Origin of the sequence: Streptomyces coeruleorubidus (assembly GCF_028885415.1) — a bacterium.
In the GTDB taxonomy this organism is placed as follows: domain Bacteria; phylum Actinomycetota; class Actinomycetes; order Streptomycetales; family Streptomycetaceae; genus Streptomyces; species Streptomyces coeruleorubidus_A.
The window spans coordinates 2534907-2557561 of record NZ_CP118527.1 but is presented as its reverse complement, the minus strand read 5'-3'; the positions used below and the strand labels follow the sequence as shown (position 1 = coordinate 2557561).

At 71.2% G+C, this 22655-nt stretch carries 25 protein-coding genes; 19 read left to right on the top strand and 6 right to left on the bottom strand.

Translation table 11 applies throughout. The features are described 5' to 3' along the window. Positions 1 to 167 precede the first annotated feature (167 nt). Positions 168 to 3707, top strand: coding sequence for a DNA polymerase III subunit alpha (dnaE, locus tag PV963_RS11975; RefSeq protein WP_274815626.1), 3540 nt, complete (start codon positions 168 to 170; stop codon positions 3705 to 3707). 103 nt (positions 3708 to 3810) lie between these two features. Here dnaE and PV963_RS11970 read toward each other — a convergent pair whose 3' ends face one another. Further along, the gene (locus PV963_RS11970; protein WP_230299561.1) at positions 3811 to 3975 is read right to left on the bottom strand and encodes a hypothetical protein; all 165 of its coding nucleotides are present in this window, start codon (positions 3973 to 3975) and stop codon (positions 3811 to 3813) included. 222 nt (positions 3976 to 4197) lie between these two features. Here PV963_RS11970 and PV963_RS11965 point away from each other — a divergent pair, with 222 nt between their 5' ends. From PV963_RS11965 to PV963_RS11945, 5 genes are all read left to right on the top strand, one after another. Continuing rightward, entirely contained in the window at positions 4198 to 5409 is a 1212-nt protein-coding gene (locus tag PV963_RS11965; RefSeq protein ID WP_274815625.1) for an NYN domain-containing protein, read from the top strand. A 123-nt stretch (positions 5410 to 5532) separates the two neighbouring features. Continuing rightward, the gene (locus PV963_RS11960) at positions 5533 to 6507 is read left to right on the top strand and encodes an ABC transporter ATP-binding protein (protein ID WP_274822005.1); all 975 of its coding nucleotides are present in this window, start codon (positions 5533 to 5535) and stop codon (positions 6505 to 6507) included. 14 nt (positions 6508 to 6521) lie between these two features. After that, the gene (locus PV963_RS11955; protein ID WP_274815624.1) at positions 6522 to 6707 is read left to right on the top strand and encodes a hypothetical protein; all 186 of its coding nucleotides are present in this window, start codon (positions 6522 to 6524) and stop codon (positions 6705 to 6707) included. Beyond that, positions 6704 to 7525 carry an ABC transporter permease gene (locus tag PV963_RS11950; protein WP_274815623.1) on the top strand — a complete coding sequence of 274 codons (822 nt, stop codon included), beginning with the start codon at positions 6704 to 6706 and terminating at the stop codon, positions 7523 to 7525. Before PV963_RS11955 ends, PV963_RS11950 begins: the two co-directional genes overlap by 4 nt. A 56-nt stretch (positions 7526 to 7581) precedes the next feature. Further along, positions 7582 to 8295 (top strand): AAA family ATPase, encoded by a 714-nt coding sequence (locus PV963_RS11945; RefSeq protein WP_274815622.1) that lies wholly within the window; start codon positions 7582 to 7584, stop codon positions 8293 to 8295. 103 nt (positions 8296 to 8398) lie between these two features. Here the strand turns inward: PV963_RS11945 and ybaK are convergent, their stop codons facing one another. The 4 genes from ybaK to PV963_RS11925 form a co-directional block, all read right to left on the bottom strand. Further along, positions 8399 to 8902 carry a Cys-tRNA(Pro) deacylase gene (ybaK, locus tag PV963_RS11940; RefSeq protein ID WP_274815621.1) on the bottom strand — a complete coding sequence of 168 codons (504 nt, stop codon included), beginning with the start codon at positions 8900 to 8902 and terminating at the stop codon, positions 8399 to 8401. A 28-nt stretch (positions 8903 to 8930) separates the two neighbouring features. After that, positions 8931 to 9671 (bottom strand): LON peptidase substrate-binding domain-containing protein, encoded by a 741-nt coding sequence (locus tag PV963_RS11935; protein WP_274815620.1) that lies wholly within the window; start codon positions 9669 to 9671, stop codon positions 8931 to 8933. An 11-nt stretch (positions 9672 to 9682) separates the two neighbouring features. After that, positions 9683 to 10714, bottom strand: coding sequence for a hypothetical protein (locus PV963_RS11930; RefSeq protein ID WP_274822004.1), 1032 nt, complete (start codon positions 10712 to 10714; stop codon positions 9683 to 9685). Positions 10715 to 10835: 121 nt separating this feature from the next. Further along, positions 10836 to 12413, bottom strand: coding sequence for an oxidoreductase (locus PV963_RS11925; protein WP_274815619.1), 1578 nt, complete (start codon positions 12411 to 12413; stop codon positions 10836 to 10838). 178 nt (positions 12414 to 12591) lie between these two features. Between PV963_RS11925 and hisD the strand changes: the two genes are divergently transcribed. From hisD to hisF, 8 genes are read left to right on the top strand one after another with little or no spacing between them, the layout of a single operon-like run. After that, the gene (gene hisD / locus PV963_RS11920) at positions 12592 to 13917 is read left to right on the top strand and encodes a histidinol dehydrogenase (protein ID WP_274815618.1); all 1326 of its coding nucleotides are present in this window, start codon (positions 12592 to 12594) and stop codon (positions 13915 to 13917) included. Next, complete coding sequence (locus PV963_RS11915) at positions 13914 to 15026, top strand: histidinol-phosphate transaminase (RefSeq protein WP_274815617.1); 1113 nt, start codon at positions 13914 to 13916, stop codon at positions 15024 to 15026. Before hisD ends, PV963_RS11915 begins: the two co-directional genes overlap by 4 nt. Then, positions 15023 to 15616, top strand: a complete 594-nt coding sequence (gene hisB, locus PV963_RS11910) for an imidazoleglycerol-phosphate dehydratase HisB (RefSeq protein ID WP_003989586.1) — start codon at positions 15023 to 15025, stop codon at positions 15614 to 15616. The genes PV963_RS11915 and hisB overlap by 4 nt, the downstream gene beginning before the upstream one ends. Beyond that, a complete protein-coding gene (locus tag PV963_RS11905) occupies positions 15613 to 15777 on the top strand; it encodes a hypothetical protein (protein ID WP_167537324.1) in 165 nt (54 codons plus the stop codon). Before hisB ends, PV963_RS11905 begins: the two co-directional genes overlap by 4 nt. Continuing rightward, on the top strand, positions 15774 to 16418 hold the full coding sequence (gene hisH / locus PV963_RS11900; RefSeq protein WP_425540888.1) for an imidazole glycerol phosphate synthase subunit HisH: 645 nt from the start codon (positions 15774 to 15776) through the stop codon (positions 16416 to 16418). The genes PV963_RS11905 and hisH overlap by 4 nt, the downstream gene beginning before the upstream one ends. Continuing rightward, on the top strand, positions 16415 to 17140 hold the full coding sequence (gene priA / locus PV963_RS11895) for a bifunctional 1-(5-phosphoribosyl)-5-((5-phosphoribosylamino)methylideneamino)imidazole-4-carboxamide isomerase/phosphoribosylanthranilate isomerase PriA (protein WP_274815615.1): 726 nt from the start codon (positions 16415 to 16417) through the stop codon (positions 17138 to 17140). The genes hisH and priA overlap by 4 nt, the downstream gene beginning before the upstream one ends. Next, positions 17137 to 17529 (top strand): RidA family protein, encoded by a 393-nt coding sequence (locus tag PV963_RS11890; protein WP_274815614.1) that lies wholly within the window; start codon positions 17137 to 17139, stop codon positions 17527 to 17529. Before priA ends, PV963_RS11890 begins: the two co-directional genes overlap by 4 nt. A 13-nt stretch (positions 17530 to 17542) precedes the next feature. Then, complete coding sequence (gene hisF / locus PV963_RS11885; RefSeq protein ID WP_274815613.1) at positions 17543 to 18298, top strand: imidazole glycerol phosphate synthase subunit HisF; 756 nt, start codon at positions 17543 to 17545, stop codon at positions 18296 to 18298. Between the two features lie 67 nt (positions 18299 to 18365). Here hisF and PV963_RS11880 read toward each other — a convergent pair whose 3' ends face one another. Further along, positions 18366 to 19001: a TIGR03085 family metal-binding protein gene (locus PV963_RS11880; RefSeq protein ID WP_274815612.1), complete on the bottom strand. Its 636-nt coding sequence runs from the start codon at positions 18999 to 19001 to the stop codon at positions 18366 to 18368. Positions 19002 to 19085: 84 nt separating this feature from the next. Between PV963_RS11880 and hisI the strand changes: the two genes are divergently transcribed. The 5 genes from hisI (at position 19086) to PV963_RS11855 (ending at position 22535) form a co-directional block, all read left to right on the top strand. Then, positions 19086 to 19481 carry a phosphoribosyl-AMP cyclohydrolase gene (gene hisI / locus PV963_RS11875; RefSeq protein ID WP_274815611.1) on the top strand — a complete coding sequence of 132 codons (396 nt, stop codon included), beginning with the start codon at positions 19086 to 19088 and terminating at the stop codon, positions 19479 to 19481. An 11-nt stretch (positions 19482 to 19492) separates the two neighbouring features. After that, positions 19493 to 20974 (top strand): anthranilate synthase component I, encoded by a 1482-nt coding sequence (locus tag PV963_RS11870; RefSeq protein WP_274815610.1) that lies wholly within the window; start codon positions 19493 to 19495, stop codon positions 20972 to 20974. 41 nt (positions 20975 to 21015) lie between these two features. Continuing rightward, positions 21016 to 21657 carry a TIGR02234 family membrane protein gene (locus PV963_RS11865; protein WP_274815609.1) on the top strand — a complete coding sequence of 214 codons (642 nt, stop codon included), beginning with the start codon at positions 21016 to 21018 and terminating at the stop codon, positions 21655 to 21657. 108 nt (positions 21658 to 21765) lie between these two features. Further along, positions 21766 to 22017, top strand: a complete 252-nt coding sequence (locus PV963_RS11860; protein ID WP_274815608.1) for an HGxxPAAW family protein — start codon at positions 21766 to 21768, stop codon at positions 22015 to 22017. Between the two features lie 83 nt (positions 22018 to 22100). Next, positions 22101 to 22535 carry a DUF2752 domain-containing protein gene (locus tag PV963_RS11855; protein WP_274815607.1) on the top strand — a complete coding sequence of 145 codons (435 nt, stop codon included), beginning with the start codon at positions 22101 to 22103 and terminating at the stop codon, positions 22533 to 22535. Positions 22536 to 22655: the final 120 nt, after the last annotated feature.

Below are 22655 nucleotides of genomic sequence, written 5' to 3'. Positions count from 1 at the left end.
TGCCTAACGTGCGGTGGTCCGCGGGAGTGCCCGCGACCCCCGCATGAAGGTACGCGGGTCAGGCCCCCGAGTGTCAGTGGCGAGGCATAGACTTCGACGCTGTCCCCCAGACTGTCCGCAGCCTGTCGGGCCCCATTCGACGTACGTTTTCTCTGGAGGCCGCAGCCGTGTCAAAGCCGCCGTTCACGCACCTGCACGTCCACACCCAGTACTCGCTGCTGGACGGTGCCGCGCGGCTGAAGGACATGTTCAACGCGTGCAACGAGATGGGCATGACGCACATCGCCATGTCCGACCACGGCAACCTCCACGGGGCGTACGACTTCTTCCACTCCGCGCAGAAGGCCGGGGTCACCCCGATCATCGGCATCGAGGCGTACGTCGCGCCCGAGTCGCGCCGCAACAAGCGCAAGATCCAGTGGGGCCAGCCGCACCAGAAGCGGGACGACGTCTCCGGTTCCGGTGGTTACACCCACAAGACGATGTGGGCCGTGAACAAGACCGGCCTGCACAACCTCTTCCGGCTCTCCTCGGACGCGTACGCCGAGGGCTGGCTGCAGAAGTGGCCCCGGATGGACAAGGAGACCATCGCCAAGTGGTCCGAGGGGATCGTCGCCTCCACCGGCTGCCCCTCCGGCGAGGTCCAGACCCGGCTGCGCCTCGGCCACTTCGACGAGGCCCTCAAGGCCGCCGCCGACTACCAGGACATCTTCGGCAAGGACCGCTACTTCCTGGAGCTGATGGACCACGGCATCGAGATCGAGCACCGGGTCCGCGACGGCCTGCTCGAGATCGCCAAGAAGCTCGGCATCCCCCCGCTGGTCACCAACGACTCGCACTACACCTACTCGCACGAGGCGAGCGCCCACGACGCCCTGCTGTGCATCCAGACCGGCAAGAACCTCTCCGACCCCGACCGCTTCAGGTTCGACGGCACCGGCTACTACCTGAAGTCCACGGACGAGATGTACGCCATCGACTCCTCGGACGCCTGGCAGGAGGGCTGCGCCAACACCCGGCTGATCGCCGAGATGGTCGACACCACGGGCATGTTCGAAAAGCGCGACCTGATGCCGAAGTTCGACATCCCGGAGGGGTACACGGAGGTCAGCTGGTTCCGCGAGGAGACCCTGCGCGGCATGCACCGCCGCTTCCCGGACGGCATCCCGGACGACCGCATGAAGCAGGTCGAGTACGAGATGGACACCATCATCTCGATGGGCTTCCCGGGCTACTTCCTCGTGGTCGCCGACTTCATCATGTGGGCCAAGAAGCAGGGCATCGCGGTCGGCCCCGGCCGAGGCTCCGCGGCCGGCTCGATCGTCGCCTACGCCCTCGGCATCACCGACCTCGACCCCATCCCGCACGGTCTGATCTTCGAGCGGTTCCTCAACCCCGAGCGCATCTCCATGCCCGATGTCGACATCGACTTCGACGAGCGCCGGCGCGTCGAGGTGATCCGGTACGTGACGGAGAAGTACGGCGCCGACAAGGTCGCCATGATCGGCACGTACGGCACCATCAAGGCCAAGAACGCGATCAAGGACTCCGCGCGCGTGCTGGGCTACCCGTACGCGATGGGCGACCGCCTCACCAAGGCCATGCCCGCCGACGTCCTCGGCAAGGGCATCAACCTCGACGGCATCACCAACCCCGAGCACCCCCGCTACTCGGAGGCGGGCGAGATCCGGGCGATGTACGAGAACGAGCCGGACGTGAAGAAGGTCATCGACACCGCCAAGGGCGTCGAGGGCCTGGTCCGGCAGATGGGCGTGCACGCCGCCGGCGTGATCATGTCCAGCGAGACGATCACCGACCACGTCCCGGTCTGGGTCAGGCACACCGACGGCGTGACCATCACGCAGTGGGACTATCCGAGCTGTGAGTCGCTCGGCCTGCTGAAGATGGACTTCCTGGGCCTGCGCAACCTGACGATCATGGACGACGCCGTCAAGATGGTGAAGTCCAACAAGGGGATCGACATCGATCTCCTGAGCCTCCCGCTCGACGACCCCACGACCTTCGAACTCCTCCAGCGCGGCGACACCCTCGGCGTCTTCCAGTTCGACGGCGGCCCCATGCGCTCCCTGCTCCGGCTGATGAAGCCGGACAACTTCGAAGACATCTCCGCCGTGTCGGCCCTGTACCGCCCGGGCCCGATGGGAATGAACTCCCACACGAACTACGCGCTGCGCAAGAACGGCCAGCAGGACATCACGCCGATCCACCCCGAGCTGGAGGAGCCGCTCAAGGAGGTCCTGGACGTCACCCACGGCCTGATCGTCTACCAGGAGCAGGTGCAGAAGGCCGCCCAGATCATCGCCGGCTACTCGCTCGGCGAGGCCGACATCCTCCGCCGCGTGATGGGCAAGAAGAAGCCCGAGGAACTGGCGAAGAACTTCGTCCTCTTCCAGGAGGGCGCCCGCAAGAAGGGCTTCAGCGACGAGGCCATCCAGGCGCTCTGGGACGTGCTGGTCCCCTTCGCCGGCTACGCGTTCAACAAGGCGCACTCCGCCGCGTACGGACTCGTCTCGTACTGGACGGCGTACCTCAAGGCGAATCACCCCGCCGAGTACATGGCCGCGCTCCTCACGTCCGTGAAGGACGACAAGGACAAGTCGGCCGTCTACCTCAACGAGTGCCGCCGCATGGGCATCAAGGTCCTCCCGCCGGACGTCAACGAGTCGATGTCCAACTTCGCCGCCCAGGGCGACGACGTGATCCTCTTCGGCCTCTCCGCCGTCCGCAACGTCGGTACGAACGTCGTCGAGTCGATCATCAGGTGCCGCAAGGCCAAGGGGAAGTACACCTCGTTCCCGGACTACCTCGACAAGGTCGACGCGGTGGTCTGCAACAAGCGCACCACCGAGTCGCTGATCAAGGCCGGCGCCTTCGACGCCATGGGCCACACCCGCAAGGGCCTCACCGCGCATTACGAGCCGATGATCGACAACGTGGTCGCGGTCAAGCGCAAGGAGGCCGAGGGGCAGTTCGACCTCTTCGGCGGCATGGGCGAGGCCGAGAGCAGCGAGCCGGGCTTCGGGCTCGACGTGGAGTTCACCACCGAGGAGTGGGACAAGACCTATCTGCTCGCCCAGGAGCGGGAGATGCTCGGTCTGTACGTCTCCGACCACCCGCTGTTCGGCCTGGAGCACATCCTGTCCGACAAGGCCGACGCGGGCATCTCCCAGCTGACCGGTGGTGAGCACGCGGACGGCGCGGTCGTCACCATCGGCGGCATCATCTCCGGCCTCCAGCGCAAGATGACCAAGCAGGGCAACGCCTGGGCCATCGCCACCGTCGAGGACCTCGCAGGCTCGATCGAGTGCATGTTCTTCCCGGCGACCTACCAGCTCGTCTCGACCCAACTCGTCGAGGACGCCGTGGTGTTCGTCAAGGGCCGCCTCGACAAGCGCGAGGACGTGCCGCGGCTGGTCGCGATGGAACTGATGGTGCCGGACCTGTCGAACGCGGGCACCAACGCGCCCGTGATCCTCACCATCCCGGCCACCCGGGTCACGCCGCCGCTGGTCAGCCGCCTCGGCGAGGTCCTCAGCCACCACAAGGGCGACAGCGAGGTCCGGATCAAGCTCCAGGGGCCGACCAAGACGACCGTGCTGCGTCTGGACCGGCACCGGGTGAAGCCGGACCCGGCGCTCTTCGGTGACCTGAAGGTGCTGCTCGGCCCGTCCTGCCTGGCGGGCTGACGCCGGGCCCGGGAGCAGGCTCTTGACGCGCGCGAGGGGCGCACCCGGTACCGGGTGCGCCCCTCGGTGTGCGTCCGGGTCTCAACCACCCGTTACACGCATGTCAGTTGTGACCGAAGCTCCGCTTGCGCTTGCGGGACGCCACGTCGCCGGGGGTCACCTCGACCTCGGGCTGGGGCTCCGCCTCCGCGGTGGGGCGGCGGTCGGCGCGCTGACCACGCTCGGTAGGACGCTGCTGCTTACGGTCACGGTTCTTGTTCTTGGCCATGGTGATGCCTCCTGTGGGGGATCTAGGGGCCAGGGCCGGGACCAGATTCACACAGGCCGACAACGATCGCATGTCGGACAATTACCGTGCGTGACAGGGCTGGTCGCTGCGGGAACCTCCGAAACGCCACGCCGAAGATCGAGTTCCGGCCGTTAACCTCCGCGCCGTCGGGCAGACTCGAAGCAAGCCCGAAGCAAACCTCCCGGGAAGAGGGTGAGTCGTGTGGACCGCTGCATCGTCCTGGTGGACGCGGGGTATCTGCTGGGGGCAGCGGCGAGTCTCCTCGCCGGGGAGCCCTCACGATCCCGGATCACCGTCGACCACACCGCCCTCATCCAAGGGCTGCGCGAACGCGCCGAGTCGGACACGCAGCAGCCGCTGCTGCGTATCTACTGGTTCGACGGCGCCCCCGACCGCGTCCCGCAACCCGAGCACCGCAGGCTGCGCGTGATGCCCCGGGTCACCGTCCGGCTGGGCGCGCTGACCCGCAGCGACGGCCGCTGGGCACAGAAGGGCGTGGACGCCGCGATGCACGCCGAGCTCACCGAACTGGCCCGCAACCGCGCCTGCTCCGACATCGTCCTCGTCACCGGTGACGGCGATCTGCTGCCCGGCATGATGGCCGCGAAGGAGCACGGCGTCGCCGTCCACCTGTGGGCCGTGCAGGCCGCCGACGGCGACTACAACCAGTCCGAGGACCTGGTCGCCGAGGCCGACGAGCGGCGCGTCCTGGACCGGACCTGGATCACCAAGGCCGTCCGCGCCAAGGAGTACACCGGCGCGTGCGCCCCGCAGCCCGCGCCCCGGCCCGAGATCGCCGCGATCCTCTCCGCCCCGCTGCCCGAGTCCGCGCTCGCCGCCGCGACCGAGCGCCCCGCACCGCAACCGCAGCACCCCGCGGCCGGCGCCGGGCAGAACGGCGCGGAGGAACGGGTGCCCGCCCCCAAAGGCGTCCCCACGCCCAAAGACCTGGCCGCCCTGCGCGCCCCCGGCACCCAGTCCGCTCAGCAGCCCGCCTCCGCCACCCTCCGCTGGTCCTCCGACAAGGGCTGGGTCGACCGGCCCACGGCCGAGCCTCCCGAGGCCGCGTTGATGCCGACGCTCGCCCAGCTGACCACGGCCGAGCAGCGGTGGGCCGACCGTGAGGAGGACATCACCACCGTCGGCGGCGATCCCTACGAGGTGGGGCAGGTCTTCGCCCGGCGCTGGGTCGAGCGCCTCGGCGACCAGAACCACCTGCAGAAACTGTCCGGGATGTACCCGCGCATCCCGCACCGCGTCGACGGGGAGCTGCTGCGCTACGCCGCCCGCTTCGGCCTGCTCGCCCACAAGGACGACCAGATCGACGAGCGGGACCGGTACGCCATCCGGGCCGGTTTCTGGAAGGAGATCGGCGTGCGCACGGGAGTGGAGCACGCGCCCGTCGGCGAATGAGAACTTTGCCGGCGGATTTCCCGCACTGGACCGACCCGAGAGCGGACCGGGGCCGCCGACCCCGTAGTCTCGTCCCTTGTGAGTAAGCGCGCGGCACAGGCATTTCGGCACGATGGTGACGTCGTGTGCGCGGTGCGCGGGCTGACCAAGACCTATCCGGCGGTACGCGGCCGACGTGGCGCGCCCGGAACACCCGAGGTCCGGGCCACGGACGACGTGACGCTGGACATCCGGCGCGGCGAGATCTTCGGCCTGCTCGGACCGAACGGCGCCGGCAAGTCCACCCTCGTACGGCAGCTCACCGGGCTGATGCGGCCCGACCGCGGCAGCGTGGAGATCCTCGGGCACGACATCGTGCGCCACCCGGAGCGGGCCGCGCGGATCCTCGCCTACCTCGGTCAGGAGTCCACCGCCCTCGACGAGCTGACCGTGTCGCTCGCCGCCGAGACCACCGGGCGGCTGCGCGGCCTGGACGTACGGCGGGCGCGGGCCGAGCGGGACGACGTACTCGACGAGCTGGGGCTCGCGCCGCTCGCCGGGCGGCCGCTGAAGAAGCTCTCCGGGGGCCAGCGGCGCCTGGCGTGCTTCGCCGCGGCGCTGGTGGGGGAGCGGCCGCTGCTGGTGCTCGACGAGCCGACCACCGGCATGGATCCGGTGGCGCGGCGGGCCGTGTGGTCCGCCGTCGACCGGCGGCGGGCCGAGCGCGGGACGACCGTGCTGCTCGTAACCCACAACGTCATCGAGGCCGAGACCGTGCTGGACCGGGTGGCCGTCCTCGACCGGGGTCGGGTGATCGCCTGCGACACCCCGGCCGGGCTCAAGGAGCAGGTCGCCGGCGAGGTGCGGGTCGACCTGGTGTGGCGGGACGCGGCGCCGCTGCACGTCCCCGAGGTGGCCGCGCTGCGGGACCGTGCCGTGGAGTCGGGGCGCCTGTGGACACTCCGGCTCGGGCCCGAGGAGGCCCGGGCGGTCGTCGCCACCGTCACCGGTGGGGCCGCCTTCGCCGCCCTGGACGACTTCACGCTGGCCACACCGAGCCTGGAGGACGTGTACCTGGCCCTGGGCGGTGCCGTGCAGCAGGGGCTGGTGAAGGCGTGAGGAGTACCGAGGCCTTGAGTGCGGGGGCCTGGAACATGACGGCCCTGAACATGACGGCCCTGAACATGACGGCCCTGAACATGACGGCCTTGAAGGTGACGGCCCGTAATGCGGCGGCCTTGAGTACGCAGGCCGCCGCGTACGTACCGAACAGGGCGACTGCCGCAGTGGACCCGACGAAGGGGAGCAGCGCGACGTGAGTGTCGTACCCGCCGATGTCCTGCCGGGCAGTGCCCTGGCCGTGGAGGAGCCCGCCGCGTGCGCGGCCGAGCTCGGACCTCGGGCGCGGCTGTGGCCGTCGCTGGCGGCCGTGTACCGGGCGCAGCTGTCCCGGGCGCGGGTCGCGCGGATCCCGCTGCTGTTCGTGGCGACCTTCCAGTCGATCGGGATCATGATCCTGATGCGCGGGGTCGTGGACGACGGGGCGGAGGCCCAGGCCGTCGTCGCCGGGTCGTCCGTCCTGGTGGTCGCCTTCGTCGCGCTGAACCTCCTCGCGCAGTACTTCGGGCAGCTGCGGGCCAGCGGCGGACTCGACCACTACGCGACCTTGCCGGTGCCACCGGCGGCGGTGGTGCTGGGCGCGGCGGGCGCGTACGCGTCGTTCACCGTGCCGGGGACCGTCGTGACGGCCGTGTTCGGCTGTGTGCTGTTCGGGCTGCCGCTGGCCCATCTGTGGATCCTCGTGGCCGTGATCCCGCTCGCGGGTGCCGCGCTCGCCGGGCTGGGGGCGGCGCTCGGACTGCTCGCGCCCCGGCCGGAGCTGGCCACGCTGCTCGGGCAGCTGGGCATGTCGGCGGCGCTGCTGCTGGGCGTGCTGCCGGCCGAGCGGATGCCCGAGGCCGTGCGTTTCACGCGGGATCTGCTGCCGTCGACGTACGGGGTGGAGGCCTTCGCGCGCACGTTCGGGCCGCATCCCGACTGGGCCTTCGTGCTCGGTGACCTCGCCGTGTGCGCCTTCGTGGGCGTCGTCTCGCTGGCCGTGGCGACCTGGGCGTACCGCCGGGCGGCCGTCCGGTGAGCGGCGAGGGATCGTCCCGTGACGCGGGGCACAGGCGGGCCTGGCACGATGGCAGGGTGACCGCACCACTGAATCCGCCACCGCCACCGCATGAACGTTCCGCACAGGATTCGTGGCAGCCGCCGGGCGCCGGGGCCGGAGCGCAGGCTCCCGGGTCCCAGCACGCCGAGTACGCCGAGTACGCCGAGTACACCGGGCACGGCTGGTACGGACAAGACGGCCCCGGGATGAGGACGGAAGTGCGGGAGGCCGGCGTGATCGCGGTGGCCGTGGCGCTCGGCGGGGTGCTGCTGGGTGTGCTGTGGTGGTGGCTCGCGCCGCACGTGCCGCTGGTCGGTGACGTGGTCGAGGGGAAGTGGATCGTCTACCTCAAGGACACCGAGGGGGAGCAGGCCGTCGGGGTCGACGGCACGTTCGCGCTGCTCGGGCTGGCCTTCGGGGTCGTCAGTGCCCTGGTCGTGTTCCTGCTGCGGCGGCGTGGGGGTGTGCCGCTGGTGGTGGGGCTGGCCGTCGGGGGGCTGCTCGGGTCGTTGCTGGCCTGGCGGGTCGGGGTGTGGCTCGGGCCCGCGGAGGATGTGGTCGCGCATGCGCGGGAAGTGGGGCGGGGGGTGTCGTTTTCCGCGCCGTTGAGGTTGGGGGCGAAGGGGGCGCTGCTGGCCTGGCCGTTTGCTGCGCTGGTGTTGCATCTCGGGTTGATGGCGTTGTTCGGGCCCCGGGATCCGGAGCCGGAGTTTCCGGACGGGCCGTATCAGGCGCCGCCGGTTGCGTAGTGCTCGGCGTCGGTGCCGAGGCCGGGTGGGTGCGCAGCCCGGCGTAGCGGGGTGCCGCTCTCTTTGGGACGGGTGCCGCCCCAGCGGCACGACTGCCCGCAGGTTAGGTGCGTCCGATGGGAGCCAGCACCGCTTGTGTCAGTTTGGCGAGGTCCTCCGGGGACAGTTCCACCTCCAAGCCCCTCCGGCCCGCCGAGACGCAGATCGTCGAGTGCGCTGAAGCCGAGGCATCGAGCACCGTCGGGAGCCTCTTTCGCTGGCCCAGTGGCGAGATGCCGCCCCTGACATAGCCCGTCGTGCGTTCCGCCAGTGTCGGGTCCGCCATCGTCGCGCGTTTGCCGCCCACCGCCGCTGCCAGGGCCTTCAGGTCCAGTTGACCCGCCACCGGGACCACGGCGACCGTCAGCGCGCCGTCGATGTCCGCCACCAGGGTCTTGAAGACGCGGTCCGGGGAGACGCCCATCGCCTCGGCCGCCTCCTCGCCGTAGGAGGGGTGGGAGGGGTCGTGGTCGTAGGAGTGGACCGTGAACTCCACGCCCGCCGCCGTGAGGGCGACCGTCGCGGGGGTGCCGCCCGGCTGGTGCTGCTTCTTCGACTTCTTCGCCATTCCGGTCCGCTTCAGTTGAGACGCGTCTTCAGTTGAGACTCGTCGGGCCGCGCGTCAGGTCCGACCCCGGCAACGACGGCAGATTACGGATGATGGCCGTCTCGGAGCGAAGGAGTTTCAGCTCGTCGCGCAGGCGGGAGGCCGTGTCGGGCGCCTGGAGCAGGCGTTGCTTGGTGGGCGTGTCCAGCATCATCGCCGCGGCCACCAGGTACGACACCACGCCCGGCTCGTCGGGCAGGTCGGCGCCGGTCGTCAGGGACCGTTCCCGCGCGCCCGCCAGTCGTTTCTGGTACTGGCGGAAGGATCGCAGCACCCCCTCGGCCAGCGGCGCCGCCTCGTCGCCGGGTTCCTCCGGCAGTGTCTCCAGCTCGGCCGTCAGGAAGGGACCGGACGCCTCCACCGAGACCAGCCGCACCCGGGTCGTGCCGGTCGCCAGCACCTCGAAGGAGCCGTCGGTCCGCTCCCGGATCGTCGCCGCGTCCGCGATACAGCCCACCTTGTGGAACGCCTTGGTCGGGTCCGTGCCGAAGCCGGCGGCGGGCCCCCGCTCGGGCAGGGACGTGGGGTCGGGCATGCCGGGCGCGCTCGGGGCCACCTCGTGGCCGTCGCGGATCGCCACGACGGCGAACCGGCGCGGCTCGTCCTCGGGCGTCTTCAGCAGTTCGCGCATCATGGCGCGATACCGCTCCTCGAAGACGTTGAGCGGGAGCACGAGCCCCGGGAACAGCACCGAGTTCAGGGGGAAGAGGGGGAGCCGGACGGTGGTCACGACGCAAAAGCCTAATGGTCGCGCGAGCGGACTCGTCCGCCGCGTTCACTCCGTGGATGTCCGGGCGGCCGGCCGGCCGCCCGGTCCCGGATGTCGTCGCGTATCCGGAGGAAGTGGCCGAGCGGGTCGTCCGACACCCGGTCCCAGGGGAACGAGGTGGCGTACGGGCCGTTCAGGCGCAGCTGTTCCTGGGCGTCCGGCCAGCGCTCCAGGCACACCAGGACGAAGACGAGCAGGTTCCGCATCCGGGCCGGCCAGGGGTCGGCCGCCGGCAGTCGCGGGGACAGCGCGATCGCCCGGTCGGCGGCCGCGTCCAGCCGTTCGCGCGGCACCTCGGGCCCGCAGCCGTCGGTGAGGTAGCCGAAGGCCGCCCGCAGCGGAAGCGCCTGGACGAGCGCGTCGGCGGGCGCGTCCTGCGCGGCCCGGTCGGCGAAGTCGAAGCACTCCTGGTGCGAACCGTGCCAGGACGCGGCCAGATAGCGCAGGGCCGACTCGTGACAGCCGTAGTGGTGCGGGGCGCGGCGGACGGCCGCTGCCCACAGTTCCTCGAAGTAGGTGTGTCCGGCCTGGGCGCCGCGCGCGTGGTCCAGCGCGAGCCGCCAGGGCACGGGGTCGCCGTGGTCGGCCCGCGCGGCGGCCGTGAGCAGCGGGCTCACCTCGCGCAGCGCCTCGGCCCGGGCCGGTGACTGCCAGGCCCGGTCCACCGCCAGCTGGGCCCGGAGCAGCAGCGCGTCCGGGTCGTGCGGGGCGGTGGCGAGCCAGGCGTCCAGCCAGTCGGGGCGCGAGCGGGCGAAGGCGGCCAGCCGGGTGACGTACCGGTCGCGCCGCTCCCACTCGGCCGCCGCCCGGGTGGCGCGGAGCAGCCCGGCGGCCGGTCCGTGGTCGCCATGGGCGGCCGCGACCAGCGCCGGACTGAGCCGCGCGTCGGGCGCGTCGAGCAGCACCTCGTCGTCGGCGCGCGGGCCGACGACGAGGCGGGAAGCGGTCCTTGTCATCCGGCTCGCGCGGATGAACGGCAGCTGTATCGCCATGGTGCCGACCATTGAAAGTCTGCTGGTCACAGCGGCGCCAGATGCTTCGGGGAACTCGCGGAAAGTTGTATGCCGAAAAGTCAAGAGAAGGTAAAACTATGACAGTTCAACAACTGCCATCACATGCGCAACACTAGTTGCGCCGCAGCAGCCGCGTCGCCCCCGCCGCCACCGTCGTCGCCAGGATCCAGCCCAGCAGGATCATCGCCGTCGCCAGCCACTGCCAGCCCCCGCGCAGCTGCCAGAAGCCCACCTGGCCGAGGTCGATGACCGGCAGCAGCAGATCGAGCGTGAAGAGCGTGGGGTTCCACTCCGGATGCTCGCCCCGCTTCAGCGGCGGATGCCCGGCCTGCGCGAAGGCGAGCGAGCCCGCCGCCCACAGCACCGCCATCCACACCGCGGCCCGGGCCGGCCGGTACCCGTAGGCGACCGTCCAGTCCTGTGCGTAGCCCCACAGCTTGGCGGCCGGCGGCAGGCTCTCCCGGTGCCGGCGCTGCTTGGCGAGCAGCACCTCGCGGGCGTCCTCGTCCTCCCCGCCGGCCCGCAGCACGGCCGCGAGCCGCTCGTAGGGCTCCGGGTTGTACTCGGCCGTCGCCGCCGCCACCCAGTCCAGCCGCTCGGCCAGCGGGAACGGCCCGCGCGGCACGAGGTTCTCGTAGGCGAAGCCGCCCATGTGCAGCCGCCCCGGGCCGGGCCAGGCGTCCGCCCGGTCCATCAGGTTGACGATCTTCGCCCCCGACAGCACGACACGCCCGCGCGCGGGATGCTCGCCGAGGAACCGCAGCTCCGGCGTCTGTACCCGGCGCAGCGACAGCTCCTGGTCGTCGGTGAGGGTGAATCTGGCCCGCTCGAAGTCGACCGCGTCGCCGAACCGCCCGTCGTCCAGCCGGATCCCGCCCTCGCACGCGAACCGCTGGATCCGCGTCCCGCGCGCCGGGGTCATCCCGCTCACCGCCTGGGCGCCGACGCCCGCCGGGGTCAGGTACAGGCTGCGCTCGACGGTCAGCTGCGGGGCGTTGAAGGCGAGCCGCTCGTACGGATTGGTCAGGCGGGCGCCGCGCAGGCTCAGGGACACGCCGATGGTGGCGGCGCGCAGGCTGAGCTCGCCGTGCGACTCCAGCAGCTCGGCCTGTAAGTCCTGGCCGACGGTCAGGCCGTCCGCGGCGATCGACCGGCCGTGGCGGTCCCGGTGCACGATCGACTGGTTGAGCATCAGGTCCGTGCCGATCTGCGCGTCCGTGAGCCGGATGCCGCGGTGGAAGCGGCAGCGCGGCAGATGCAGGTCGCCCTCCGTCTGCACCCGGGCCGCCTCCAGCCGCGGCACCGAGCAGTCCACCATCCGCACCGTCGTGAAACGCGCCTCCGGCAGCAGCACGTCCTCCTCGAACCGGCACTGGCGCATCTCGACGTACGGCACCACCGTGCCGCCCGCGAGGTCCAGCGAGCCGCTGATCCGCACGCCGGTCAGCTTCAGCGACGACACCCGGCCGGCCAGGGCGGGCGGGCCGTCCAGGAGCAGCCAGCAGACGATCCGGGCCCGCACGGTCCGGTCCTCGCCCCAGGGGTGGCCGCCGTGCGGATCGTCCACCACCGGGTCGCCGCTGCTCAGGTCGTACACGCTGCCGTTGCGAAAGGCCTGCCACATTCCGGCCTCGGCCGCGGTCAGGTCGTCGGGCAGCTCCCCGGCACGCACGCCGGCCCCCTCGGTCACGTCTCTTCCTTCCTCCCCGGCTACTCGCGGGTCAGGTGCTTCGTACACCTGTTCATGCCCGCTGGGTGACGCCCCGAACGCGAAACGTGAAGGGGATCCTCCGCGTTCCGGCGACACTCTGTATCAGCCATTGATACGAGCGAACGGCGCGTCATCGAGGTCTGAGAGAATTGAGCACGTGATCTCCCGAATCGATCTGCGTGGCGACGCCCTCCCCGAGGGCCCCGCCCTGCGTGACCTGCTGCCCCGAGCCGAGTTCGACGTACAGGCCGCCCTGGAGAAGGTGCGTCCGATCTGCGAGGACGTGCATCATCGGGGCGACGCGGCACTGATCGATTTCGCCGAGCGGTTCGACGGGGTCAGGCTCGACCAGGTGCGGGTGCCGGCCGCCGCGCTCACGCGCGCGCTGGAGGAGCTCGACCCGGCCGTGCGCGCGGCCCTGGAGGAGTCCATCCGGCGCGCCCGGATCGTCCACCGCGAGCAGCGCCGCAGCACGCACACCACCCAGGTGGTGCCCGGCGGCTCCGTGACCGAAAAGTGGGTTCCGGTGGAGCGGGTCGGGCTGTACGCGCCCGGCGGCCGGTCGGTGTATCCGTCCTCCGTGGTCATGAACGTGGTGCCCGCCCAGGAGGCCGGCGTCGAGTCCATCGCGCTCGCCTCTCCTGCCCAGGCCGAGTTCAACGGGCTGCCGCACCCGACGATCCTCGCCGCCTGCGCGCTGCTCGGCGTCGACGAGGTCTACGCCGCCGGTGGTGCCACCGCCGTCGCGATGTTCGCGTACGGCACTCAGTCCTGCCCGCCCGCCAACATGGTCACCGGCCCCGGCAACATCTGGGTCGCCGCCGCCAAGCGCTACTTCACCGGCAAGATCGGCATCGACGCCGAGGCCGGCCCGACCGAGATCGCGGTCCTGGCCGACGACACGGCCGACCCGGTGCACGTCGCCTCCGACCTGATCAGCCAGGCCGAGCACGACCCGCTGGCCGCCGCCGTCCTGGTCACCGACTCCGCCGAGCTCGCGGACGCCGTGGACAAGGAGCTGGAGCCGCAGGTCGCGGCCACCAGGCACGTCGACGACCGGATCGTCCCGGCCCTGTCCGGCAAGCAGTCCGCGATCGTCCTGGTCGACGGCATCGACGAGGGCCTGAAGGTGGTCGACGCGTACGGCGCCGAGCACCTGGAGATCCAGACGGCCGACGCGGCCGCCGTGGCCGACCGCGTCAGGAACGCCGGCGCGATCTTCATCGGCCCCTGGGCGCCGGTCTCCCTCGGCGACTACGCGGCCGGCTCCAACCACGTCCTGCCCACCGGCGGCTGCGCCTGCCACTCCTCGGGCCTGTCCGTCCAGTCGTTCCTGCGCGGCATCCACATCGTCGACTACACGAAGGACGCGCTGGCCGAGGTCGCGCACCACGTGGTCACGCTGGCGGAGGCGGAGGACCTGCCCGCGCACGGCGCGGCGATCAAGGCAAGGTTCGGCTGGAAGGTGCCGGAGAGCAAGTGAGCGACGTACGTATCGACGATCTGCCCGTACGGGACGAGCTGCGCGGCAAGTCCCCCTACGGCGCGCCCCAGCTGGACGTCCCCGTACGGCTGAACACCAACGAGAACCCCTACCCGCTGCCCGAGGCGCTGGTCGAGCGCATCACCGAGCGCGTCCGTGAGGCGGCCCGCAACCTCAACCGCTACCCCGACCGGGACGCGGTCGAGCTGCGCACGAAGCTCGCCGAGTACCTGACGGACACGTCCGGCTACGAGGTCGGCGTGGCCAACGTCTGGGCCGCCAACGGCTCCAACGAGGTCATCCAGCAACTGCTCCAGACCTTCGGCGGGCCGGGCCGCACGGCGATCGGCTTCGAGCCGTCGTACTCGATGCACGGGCTCATCTCGCGCGGCACGGGCACGGGCTGGATCTCCGGTCCGCGAGGCGACGACTTCACCATCGACCTCGCCGCCGCCGAGCAGGCGATCGCCGAGCACCGGCCCGACGTCGTCTTCATCACCACCCCCAACAACCCCACGGGCAACGCCGTCCCGCCCGAGACGGTCCTCGCGCTGTACGAGGCCGCGCAGGCGGCGAAGCCGTCGATGGTGGTCGTGGACGAGGCGTACATCGAGTTCAGCCACGGCGACTCGCTGCTGCCCCTGCTCGACGGACGCCCGAACCTCGTCGTCTCCCGCACGATGTCGAAGGCGTTCGGCGCGGCGGGCCTGCGCCTCGGCTACCTCGCCGCGCACCCGGCCGTCGTGGACGCCGTCCAGCTCGTCCGGCTGCCCTACCACCTGTCGGCCGTCACCCAGGCGACCGCCCTGGCCGCCCTGGAGCACACCGGCACGCTGCTGGGCTACGTCGAGCAGCTCAAGGCCGAGCGGGACCGCCTGGTCACCGAACTGCGCGCGACCGGCTACGAGGTCGTGGAGTCCGATGCCAACTTCGTGCAGTTCGGCAGGTTCGAGGACTCGCACACGGCCTGGCAGAAGATCCTCGACCAGGGCGTTCTGGTCCGGGACAACGGCATCCCCGGGTGGCTGCGGGTGTCGGCCGGAACCCCCGAAGAGAACGACGCGTTCCTCGACGCGGTACGTGCACTGAAGAAGGAGCAGAGTTCATGAGCCGCACAGGACGCGTGGAGAGGACGACGAAGGAGACCTCGGTCCTCGTCGAGATCGACCTCGACGGCACCGGCAAGACGGAGATCTCCACCGGCGTCGGCTTCTACGACCACATGCTCGACCAGCTCGGCCGGCACGGTCTGTTCGACCTGACCGTGAAGACCGAGGGCGACCTGCACATCGACTCGCACCACACCATCGAGGACACCGCCCTCGCCCTGGGCGCCGCCTTCAAGCAGGCCCTCGGCGACAAGGTCGGCATCTACCGCTTCGGCAACTGCACGGTCCCGCTGGACGAGTCCCTCGCCCAGGTCACCGTCGACCTGTCAGGCCGCCCCTACCTCGTGCACACCGAGCCCGAGAAGATGGCGCCGATGATCGGCGAGTACGACACCACGATGACCCGGCACATCCTGGAGTCCTTCGTCGCCCAGGCGCAGATCGCGCTGCACGTGCACGTGCCCTACGGTCGCAACGCGCACCACATCGTCGAGTGCCAGTTCAAGGCGCTGGCCCGCGCCCTGCGCTACGCGTCCGAGCGCGACCCCCGCGCGGCCGGCATCCTCCCCTCCACGAAGGGCGCCCTGTGAACGGCATCTCGACCCTGCTGATCGTCGTCGGCCTGTTCCTCGTCGGCGGGATCTACTCCTTCATCAAGCAGAAGATGCCCAAGGGCCTGATCGTGCTGCTCTCGATCGGCGCCGCGATGTGCCTGGCGGCCGGTGTCGTGAGGCTGGAGGTGTGGAATTGAGCGCCCCGCAGAAGAAGGTCGTCGTCTTCGACTACGGCTTCGGCAACGTCCGCTCCGCCGAGCGAGCCCTCGCGCGCGCGGGAGCCGACGTCGAGATCACGCGTGACTACGACAAGGCCATGAACGCCGACGGGCTGCTCGTGCCGGGCGTCGGCGCCTTCGCCTCCTGCATGAAGGGCCTGCGCGAGGCGCGCGGCGACTGGATCGTCGACCGCAGGCTGTCCGGCGGCCGCCCGGTCATGGGCATCTGCGTCGGCATGCAGATCCTCTTCGCCCGTGGCATCGAGCACGGCGTGGAGAGCGAGGGCCTCGACGAGTGGCCCGGCTCGGTCGAGCCGCTCCAGGCCGAGATCGTGCCCCACATGGGCTGGAACACCGTGGAGGCGGCGCCCGGCTCGCGGCTGTTCGCGGGCCTGGACGCTGACGCGCGCTTCTACTTCGTGCACTCCTACGCCGTCCACGACTGGTCGCTTCAGACCCACAACCCGGCGATGGAGGCCCCCAAGGTCACCTGGTCCACGCACGGCAAGCCGTTCGTCGCCGCCGTCGAGAACGGCGCCCTGTGGGCCACGCAGTTCCACCCCGAGAAGTCCGGCGACGCCGGAGCCCAGCTCCTCACCAACTGGATCGGAACACTGTGAGCAAGCTCGAACTCCTCCCCGCCGTCGACGTCCGTGACGGCCAGGCGGTCCGCCTGGTGCACGGCGAGTCCGGTACGGAGACCTCCTACGGCTCGCCCCTGGAGGCCGCCCTCGCCTGGCAGCGGTCCGGCGCCGAGTGGCTGCACCTGGTCGACCTGGACGCCGCGTTCGGCACCGGCGACAACCGCGCGCTGATCGCCGAGGTCACCCGGGCGATGGACATCAAGGTGGAGCTGTCCGGCGGCATCCGCGACGACGACACCCTCGCCGCCGCCCTGGCCACCGGCTGCACCCGCGTGAACCTGGGCACGGCCGCCCTGGAGGCCCCCGAGTGGGTCGCCAAGGTCATCGCCGAGCACGGCGACAAGATCGCGGTCGGTCTCGACGTCCGCGGCACGACCCTGCGCGGCCGCGGCTGGACCCGCGACGGCGGCGACCTGTACGAGACGCTGGAGCGCCTGAACAAGGAGGGCTGCGCGCGGTACGTGGTCACGGACATCGCCAAGGACGGCACGCTCGAGGGCCCGAACCTGGAGCTGCTGAAGAACGTCTGCGCGGCGACGGACCGCCCGGTGGTGGCCTCCGGCGGTGTCTCCTCGCTCGACGACCTCCGTGCGATCGCCGAGCTCGTCCCGCTCGGCGTAGAGGGCGCGATCGTAGGGAAGGCGCTGTACGCGAAGGCGTTCACCCTTGAAGAGGCATTGGAGACTGTGTCGTCATGAGCGATGCCGTACGGCGCGTGCAGAGCGGAAGTCCCTGGGAAGAGAGTTTCGGTTTCGCGCGCGCCGTGGCGGCGGGCGATCGGGTGCTGGTGGCGGGCACGACACCCTTCAAGGGCGATGTGCTCTACGGGGAGGGCGACCCGTACGAACAGGCCAAGGCGGCCTTCACCAGCGCCCTCGAGGCGATCGGCGAGTTCGGGCTCGGCATCGGGTCCGTGGTCCGTACGCGGATGTATCTGGCACACACGCGCGACCTCGACGAGGTGGGCCGGGCCCACAAGGAGCTGTTCGACTCCGTGCGCCCGGTCGCGACCTTCCTCGTGGTGGACGGCTTCGTCGACCCGCGCGTCTTGGTGTCGGTGGAACTGGAAGCATTCAGAGGACATTAGAGGAGCCTGATTCATGACCCTGGCGGTCCGAGTCATCCCCTGCCTGGACGTGGACAACGGCCGGGTCGTCAAGGGCGTCAACTTCCAGAACCTGCGCGACGCGGGCGACCCCGTCGAGATGGCCAAGGTGTACGACGCCGAGGGCGCCGACGAGCTGACGTTCCTGGACATCACCGCCTCGTCGGGCAACCGCGAGACGACCTACGACGTCGTGCGCCGCACGGCCGAGCAGGTGTTCATCCCGCTCACGGTCGGCGGCGGGGTGCGCGCCGCGGAGGACGTGGACAAGCTGCTGCGGGCCGGCGCGGACAAGGTCGGCGTCAACACGGCCGCGATCGCCCGCCCGGAGCTGATCCGGGAGATCGCGGAACGCTTCGGCCGCCAGGTCCTGGTCCTCTCGGTGGACGCCCGCCGCACCGAGTCCGGATCCTTCGAGGTGACCACCCACGGCGGCCGTCGCGGTACCGGCATCGACGCCGTCGAGTGGGCCCACCAGGCCGCGGAGCTGGGCGCCGGCGAGATCCTGCTCAACTCCATGGACGCGGACGGCACCAAGGACGGCTACGACCTGGAGATGATCGCGGCCGTGCGGGGGCACGTGACCGTCCCGGTCATCGCCTCGGGCGGCGCGGGCAAGCTGGCGGACTTCCCGCCGGCCATCGCGGCGGGCGCGGACGCGGTGCTGGCCGCGTCGGTGTTCCACTTCGGTGATCTGCGCATCGGCGAGGTCAAGGAGACGCTGCGGGAGGCGGGTCACCCCGTGCGGTGACCTGCCTGTCGGAAGCCCCGGTCGCGTGGTGCGGCCGGGGTTTCCCATGCGCCCTCGGAAGGTCCCCTCAGATCCCGAGCTGCTTCGTCTCGTGCAGCTTCGCGATCGCCTCCTCGTCGCCGTCCAGCTCGACCTTGGCCTTGCTCTGCCGGCCGTAGGAGAACAGCACCAGCTCGGAGGGCTCACCCGTCACCGTGACCACCGGCGTGCCCCGGTGGGCGACGACCGTCTGGCCGTCCGGGCGGCGCAGCACCAGGCCCGTCGTCACGCCACGCCCCATCAGCCGGGCCGTGCGCTCCAGCCGGGACCAGAGGGCGTCCTGGAAGACCGGGTCGAGCTCGCGCGGCGACCAGTCGGGCTGGGCCCGTCGCACGTCCTCCGTGTGGACGTAGTACTCGATGATGTTCGACATCTCGTCGACCGGCTTGAGCGAGAAGGGCGAGAAACGCGGCGGGCCCGTACGGATCAGCTGGATCAGCTCCTCGTACGGCTTGTCGGTGTACTCCGCCATCACCCGGTCCAGGCGCGGCGCGAGCTGCTTGATCAGTATCCCGCCGGCGGCGTCCGGGCGGCGCTCGCGCACCACCACGTGGGCGGCGAGGTCCCGGGTCGTCCAGCCCTCGCACAGGGTGGGCGCGTCCGGGCCCGCGGTCTCCAACAGATCGGCGAGGAGAAGTCGTTCACGCTTGGCATGGGTCGACATGCGGCCCAGCCTACGACCGCGTACCGAGTCCGCCCACTGGACACTCCACCTGGCCTGTCAGTGGCGCGCGGCACAATGGTCGTCATGACCAGCATGTCCCCCCGGCCCAGCCGTCTCGACCCGGAGATCGCAGCCCGCCTCAAGCGCAGCGCCGACGGCCTCCTGCCCGCCATCGCCCAGCAGTACGACACCGGAGAGGTGCTCATGCTCGGCTGGATGGACGACGAGGCGCTGCACCGCACCCTGACCACCGGCCGGTGCACGTACTGGTCCCGCAGCCGCCGGGAGTACTGGGTCAAGGGCGACACCTCCGGCCACTTCCAGTGGGTGAAGTCCGTCGCCCTCGACTGCGACGCCGACACGGTCCTGGTGAAGGTCGACCAGGTCGGCGCCGCCTGCCACACCGGCGCGCGCACCTGCTTCGACACCGACGTGCTCCTCAAGGACGGCGGCTGCGACCACTCCGCGACGGATCAGTAAGGTCAGCCGCCATGGACCTCGAGACGTTCCGCAAGCTCGCCACCGACCGGCGGGTCATCCCGGTCACCCGCAAACTCCTCGCCGACGGCGACACCCCGGTCGCGCTCTACCGCAAGCTCGCCGCCGAGCGATCGGGCACCTTCCTGCTGGAGTCCGCGGAGAACGGCCGCTCGTGGTCCCGCTACTCGTTCGTGGGCGTGCGGTCGGCGGCGACGCTGACCGAGCGCGACGGACAGGCCCACTGGCTCGGCGCCCCGCCCGTCGGTGTCCCGGTCGACGGCGACCCCCTCGCCGCGCTGCGCGCCACCATCCAGGCGCTGCACACCCCCCACCAGGACGGACTGCCGCCCTTCACCGGCGGCATGGTCGGCTACCTCGGCTACGACATCGTCCGCCGCCTGGAGAAGATCGGCCCCGGCGAGCGCGACGACCTCGAGCTACCCGAGCTGACCATGCTCCTCACCAGCGACCTCGCCGTGATGGACCACTGGGAGGGCTCGGTCCTGCTGATCGCCAACGCGATCAACCACAACGACCTGGAGACCGGCGTCGACGAGGCCTACGCGGACGCCGTGGCCCGCCTCGACGCCATGCAGGCCGACCTCTCCCGCGCGGTCGCCCAGCCCCCGGCCGCGCTCCCGCCCTCCGAACTCCCCGAGTATTCCGCGCTGTGGGGCGGCCCCGAGTTCCAGGAGGCCGTCGAGGACATCAAGGAGCGCATCCGGGCCGGCGAGGCCTTCCAGGTGGTCCCCTCCCAGCGCTTCGAGACGCCGTGCACGGCGAGCGCGCTGGACGTCTACCGGGTCCTGAGGGCCACCAACCCGTCCCCGTACATGTACCTGTTCCGCTTCGACGGGTTCGACGTCGTCGGCTCCTCCCCCGAGGCCCTGGTCAAGGTCGAGGACGGCCGCGCCATGGTCCACCCCATCGCCGGCACCCGCTGGCGCGGCGCCACCCCGCAGGAGGACCAGGCCCTCGCCGACGAACTGCTCGCCGACCCCAAGGAGCGCGCCGAGCACCTCATGCTCGTCGACCTCGGCCGCAACGACCTGGGGCGGGTCTGCGAGCCCGGCTCCGTCGAGGTCGTCGACTTCATGTCCATCGAGCGGTACTCGCACGTCATGCACATCGTCTCGACGGTGACGGGCCGCGTCGCCCCGGGCCGCACCGCCTTCGACGTCCTCACCGCCTGCTTCCCGGCCGGCACCCTCTCCGGCGCCCCGAAGCCCCGCGCCATGCAGATCATCGACGAACTCGAACCATCCAGGCGCGGGCTGTACGGCGGCTGCGTCGGCTACCTCGACTTCGCGGGCGACTCCGACACCGCCATCGCCATCCGCACGGCCCTCCTCAGGGACGGCACCGCCTACGTCCAGGCGGGCGCGGGCATCGTCGCCGACTCCGACCCGGTCGCCGAGGACACCGAGTGCCGCAACAAGGCGGCGGCGGTCCTCAGGGCCGTACACACGGCGAACCGGCTGGGAAAGGCCTGAGATGAACCCCGGGTGACGGTTCGCCCGGGGTTCAAGCGATAGTGGGGTACGTGACTGCTGCACCTCACTCCCGTTCCGAAGCCGCCGGATCCGGCCGGTCCGGCCGCCGGAGCCTCGCCGTCGCGCTGCTGTGCGGCGCGCTCGGCGCGGCCGTGGCGCTGCTCGCCACCCGGCAGCGCTGGGCGGAGGGCACCGCGACGGTGGCCGGCGGCGCCTTCCCCCTGACCGCCAAGGGCAGCGACGTCACGGGCGTCCCCGCGGCGCTCGCCGTGGTGGGCCTCGCCGCGCTCGTCGCCGTCTTCGCCGTCCGCCGGGCCGGCCGCGTCGTCGTGGCCGCGCTGCTGGCGCTCTCCGGCGCGGGCATCGTCGTCGCAGCCCTGCTCGGCGCATCGGACGGCTCCGCACTCGACGAACAGGCCGCCCAGGCCTCCGGCGACACCTCCGCCTCCGTGGACACCCTCAGCCACACCGCCTGGCCGTACGTCGCGGCCGTCGGCGGCGTCCTGCTCCTCCTGGCCGGACTGCTCGCCCTGCGCTACGGCCGGCTGTGGCCCGCGATGTCCGGCCGCTACGAACGGGGCGGCACACCCCAGCCGCGCCGCAAGGCCCCCGCCGTCGACCCCGACCGGCCCGAGGACCTGTGGAAGGCACTCGACCGGGGCGAGGACCCGACCGGAGCCTGAGCCACCCGGGGGAGCGGGGCGTACCCCCGCTCACCGTCCACGCGCACGTGCGGGACAATGGGCCCGAGCGTCCTGCTCAGACACGCACACAGCAACAAGGAGCAAGCAATGGCGGGCAGCAGCCACGGTCACACCCCGGCCGCCTGGACCGGTGTCACGATCGCCTTCATCGGTTTCTGCGTCTCGGGCGCCTTCATGGTGATGGACCAGCCGGTGGGCTTCTGGGCCGGCATGGTCGTCGTGCTGCTCGGCGGTGTCGTCGGCGCCATCATGCGGATGATGGGCCTCGGCCAGCCCAAGGAACTGCACAAGCCGCACCGGATGACGGGCGACCGCGAGCCGGCGCGCGCCGAGGGCTGATCCCCGGCACGGACCGCGTTGTCGCGTCAGGGGCGGCCGGCACTCGGGTGCCGGGACCGCCCCTGACGCGTGTGCGGGGCACAATGCATACCGTGAACGCCGACAGCCGAAGGGCGACGCCCAGCGTCCCGGGCCGCCTGGCCGTCCCCGCCGGGGTGCTCGCGGCCGTCGCAGCCGCCTTCGCCTACGTGGGCGCGGTCGACCCCAATGAACCCGGCCACTACCCCGTCTGCCCGCTGCTGCGCTACACGGGCCTGTACTGCCCCGGCTGCGGCGGCCTGCGCAGCGCCCACGCGTTCGTCCACGGCGACCTCCCGGCGGCGCTGCACGCCAACGCGCTCGCGGTCCTCGGCTATCTGGCCTTCGCCGTGCTGTGGACCGTATGGGTGGTCCACGCCGCGCGCGGGCGCCCGCTGCGTATCGACCCCCCTCCGGGGCTGGTGTGGAGCCTCGGCGCGTTGCTGCTGGTCTTCACGGTTGTCCGGAATCTGCCCTTCGGTGGCTGGCTCCATCCTTGATCAACTGGCGGATGTCCAGGTAGTGGGACCGGCGTCAACCGGATGCGAGGCCTACGCCCCGCTGCGGATACCATCGCAGTGACCATCGGTTTTCGACTGGTCGATGGAACTGTCAAGAGT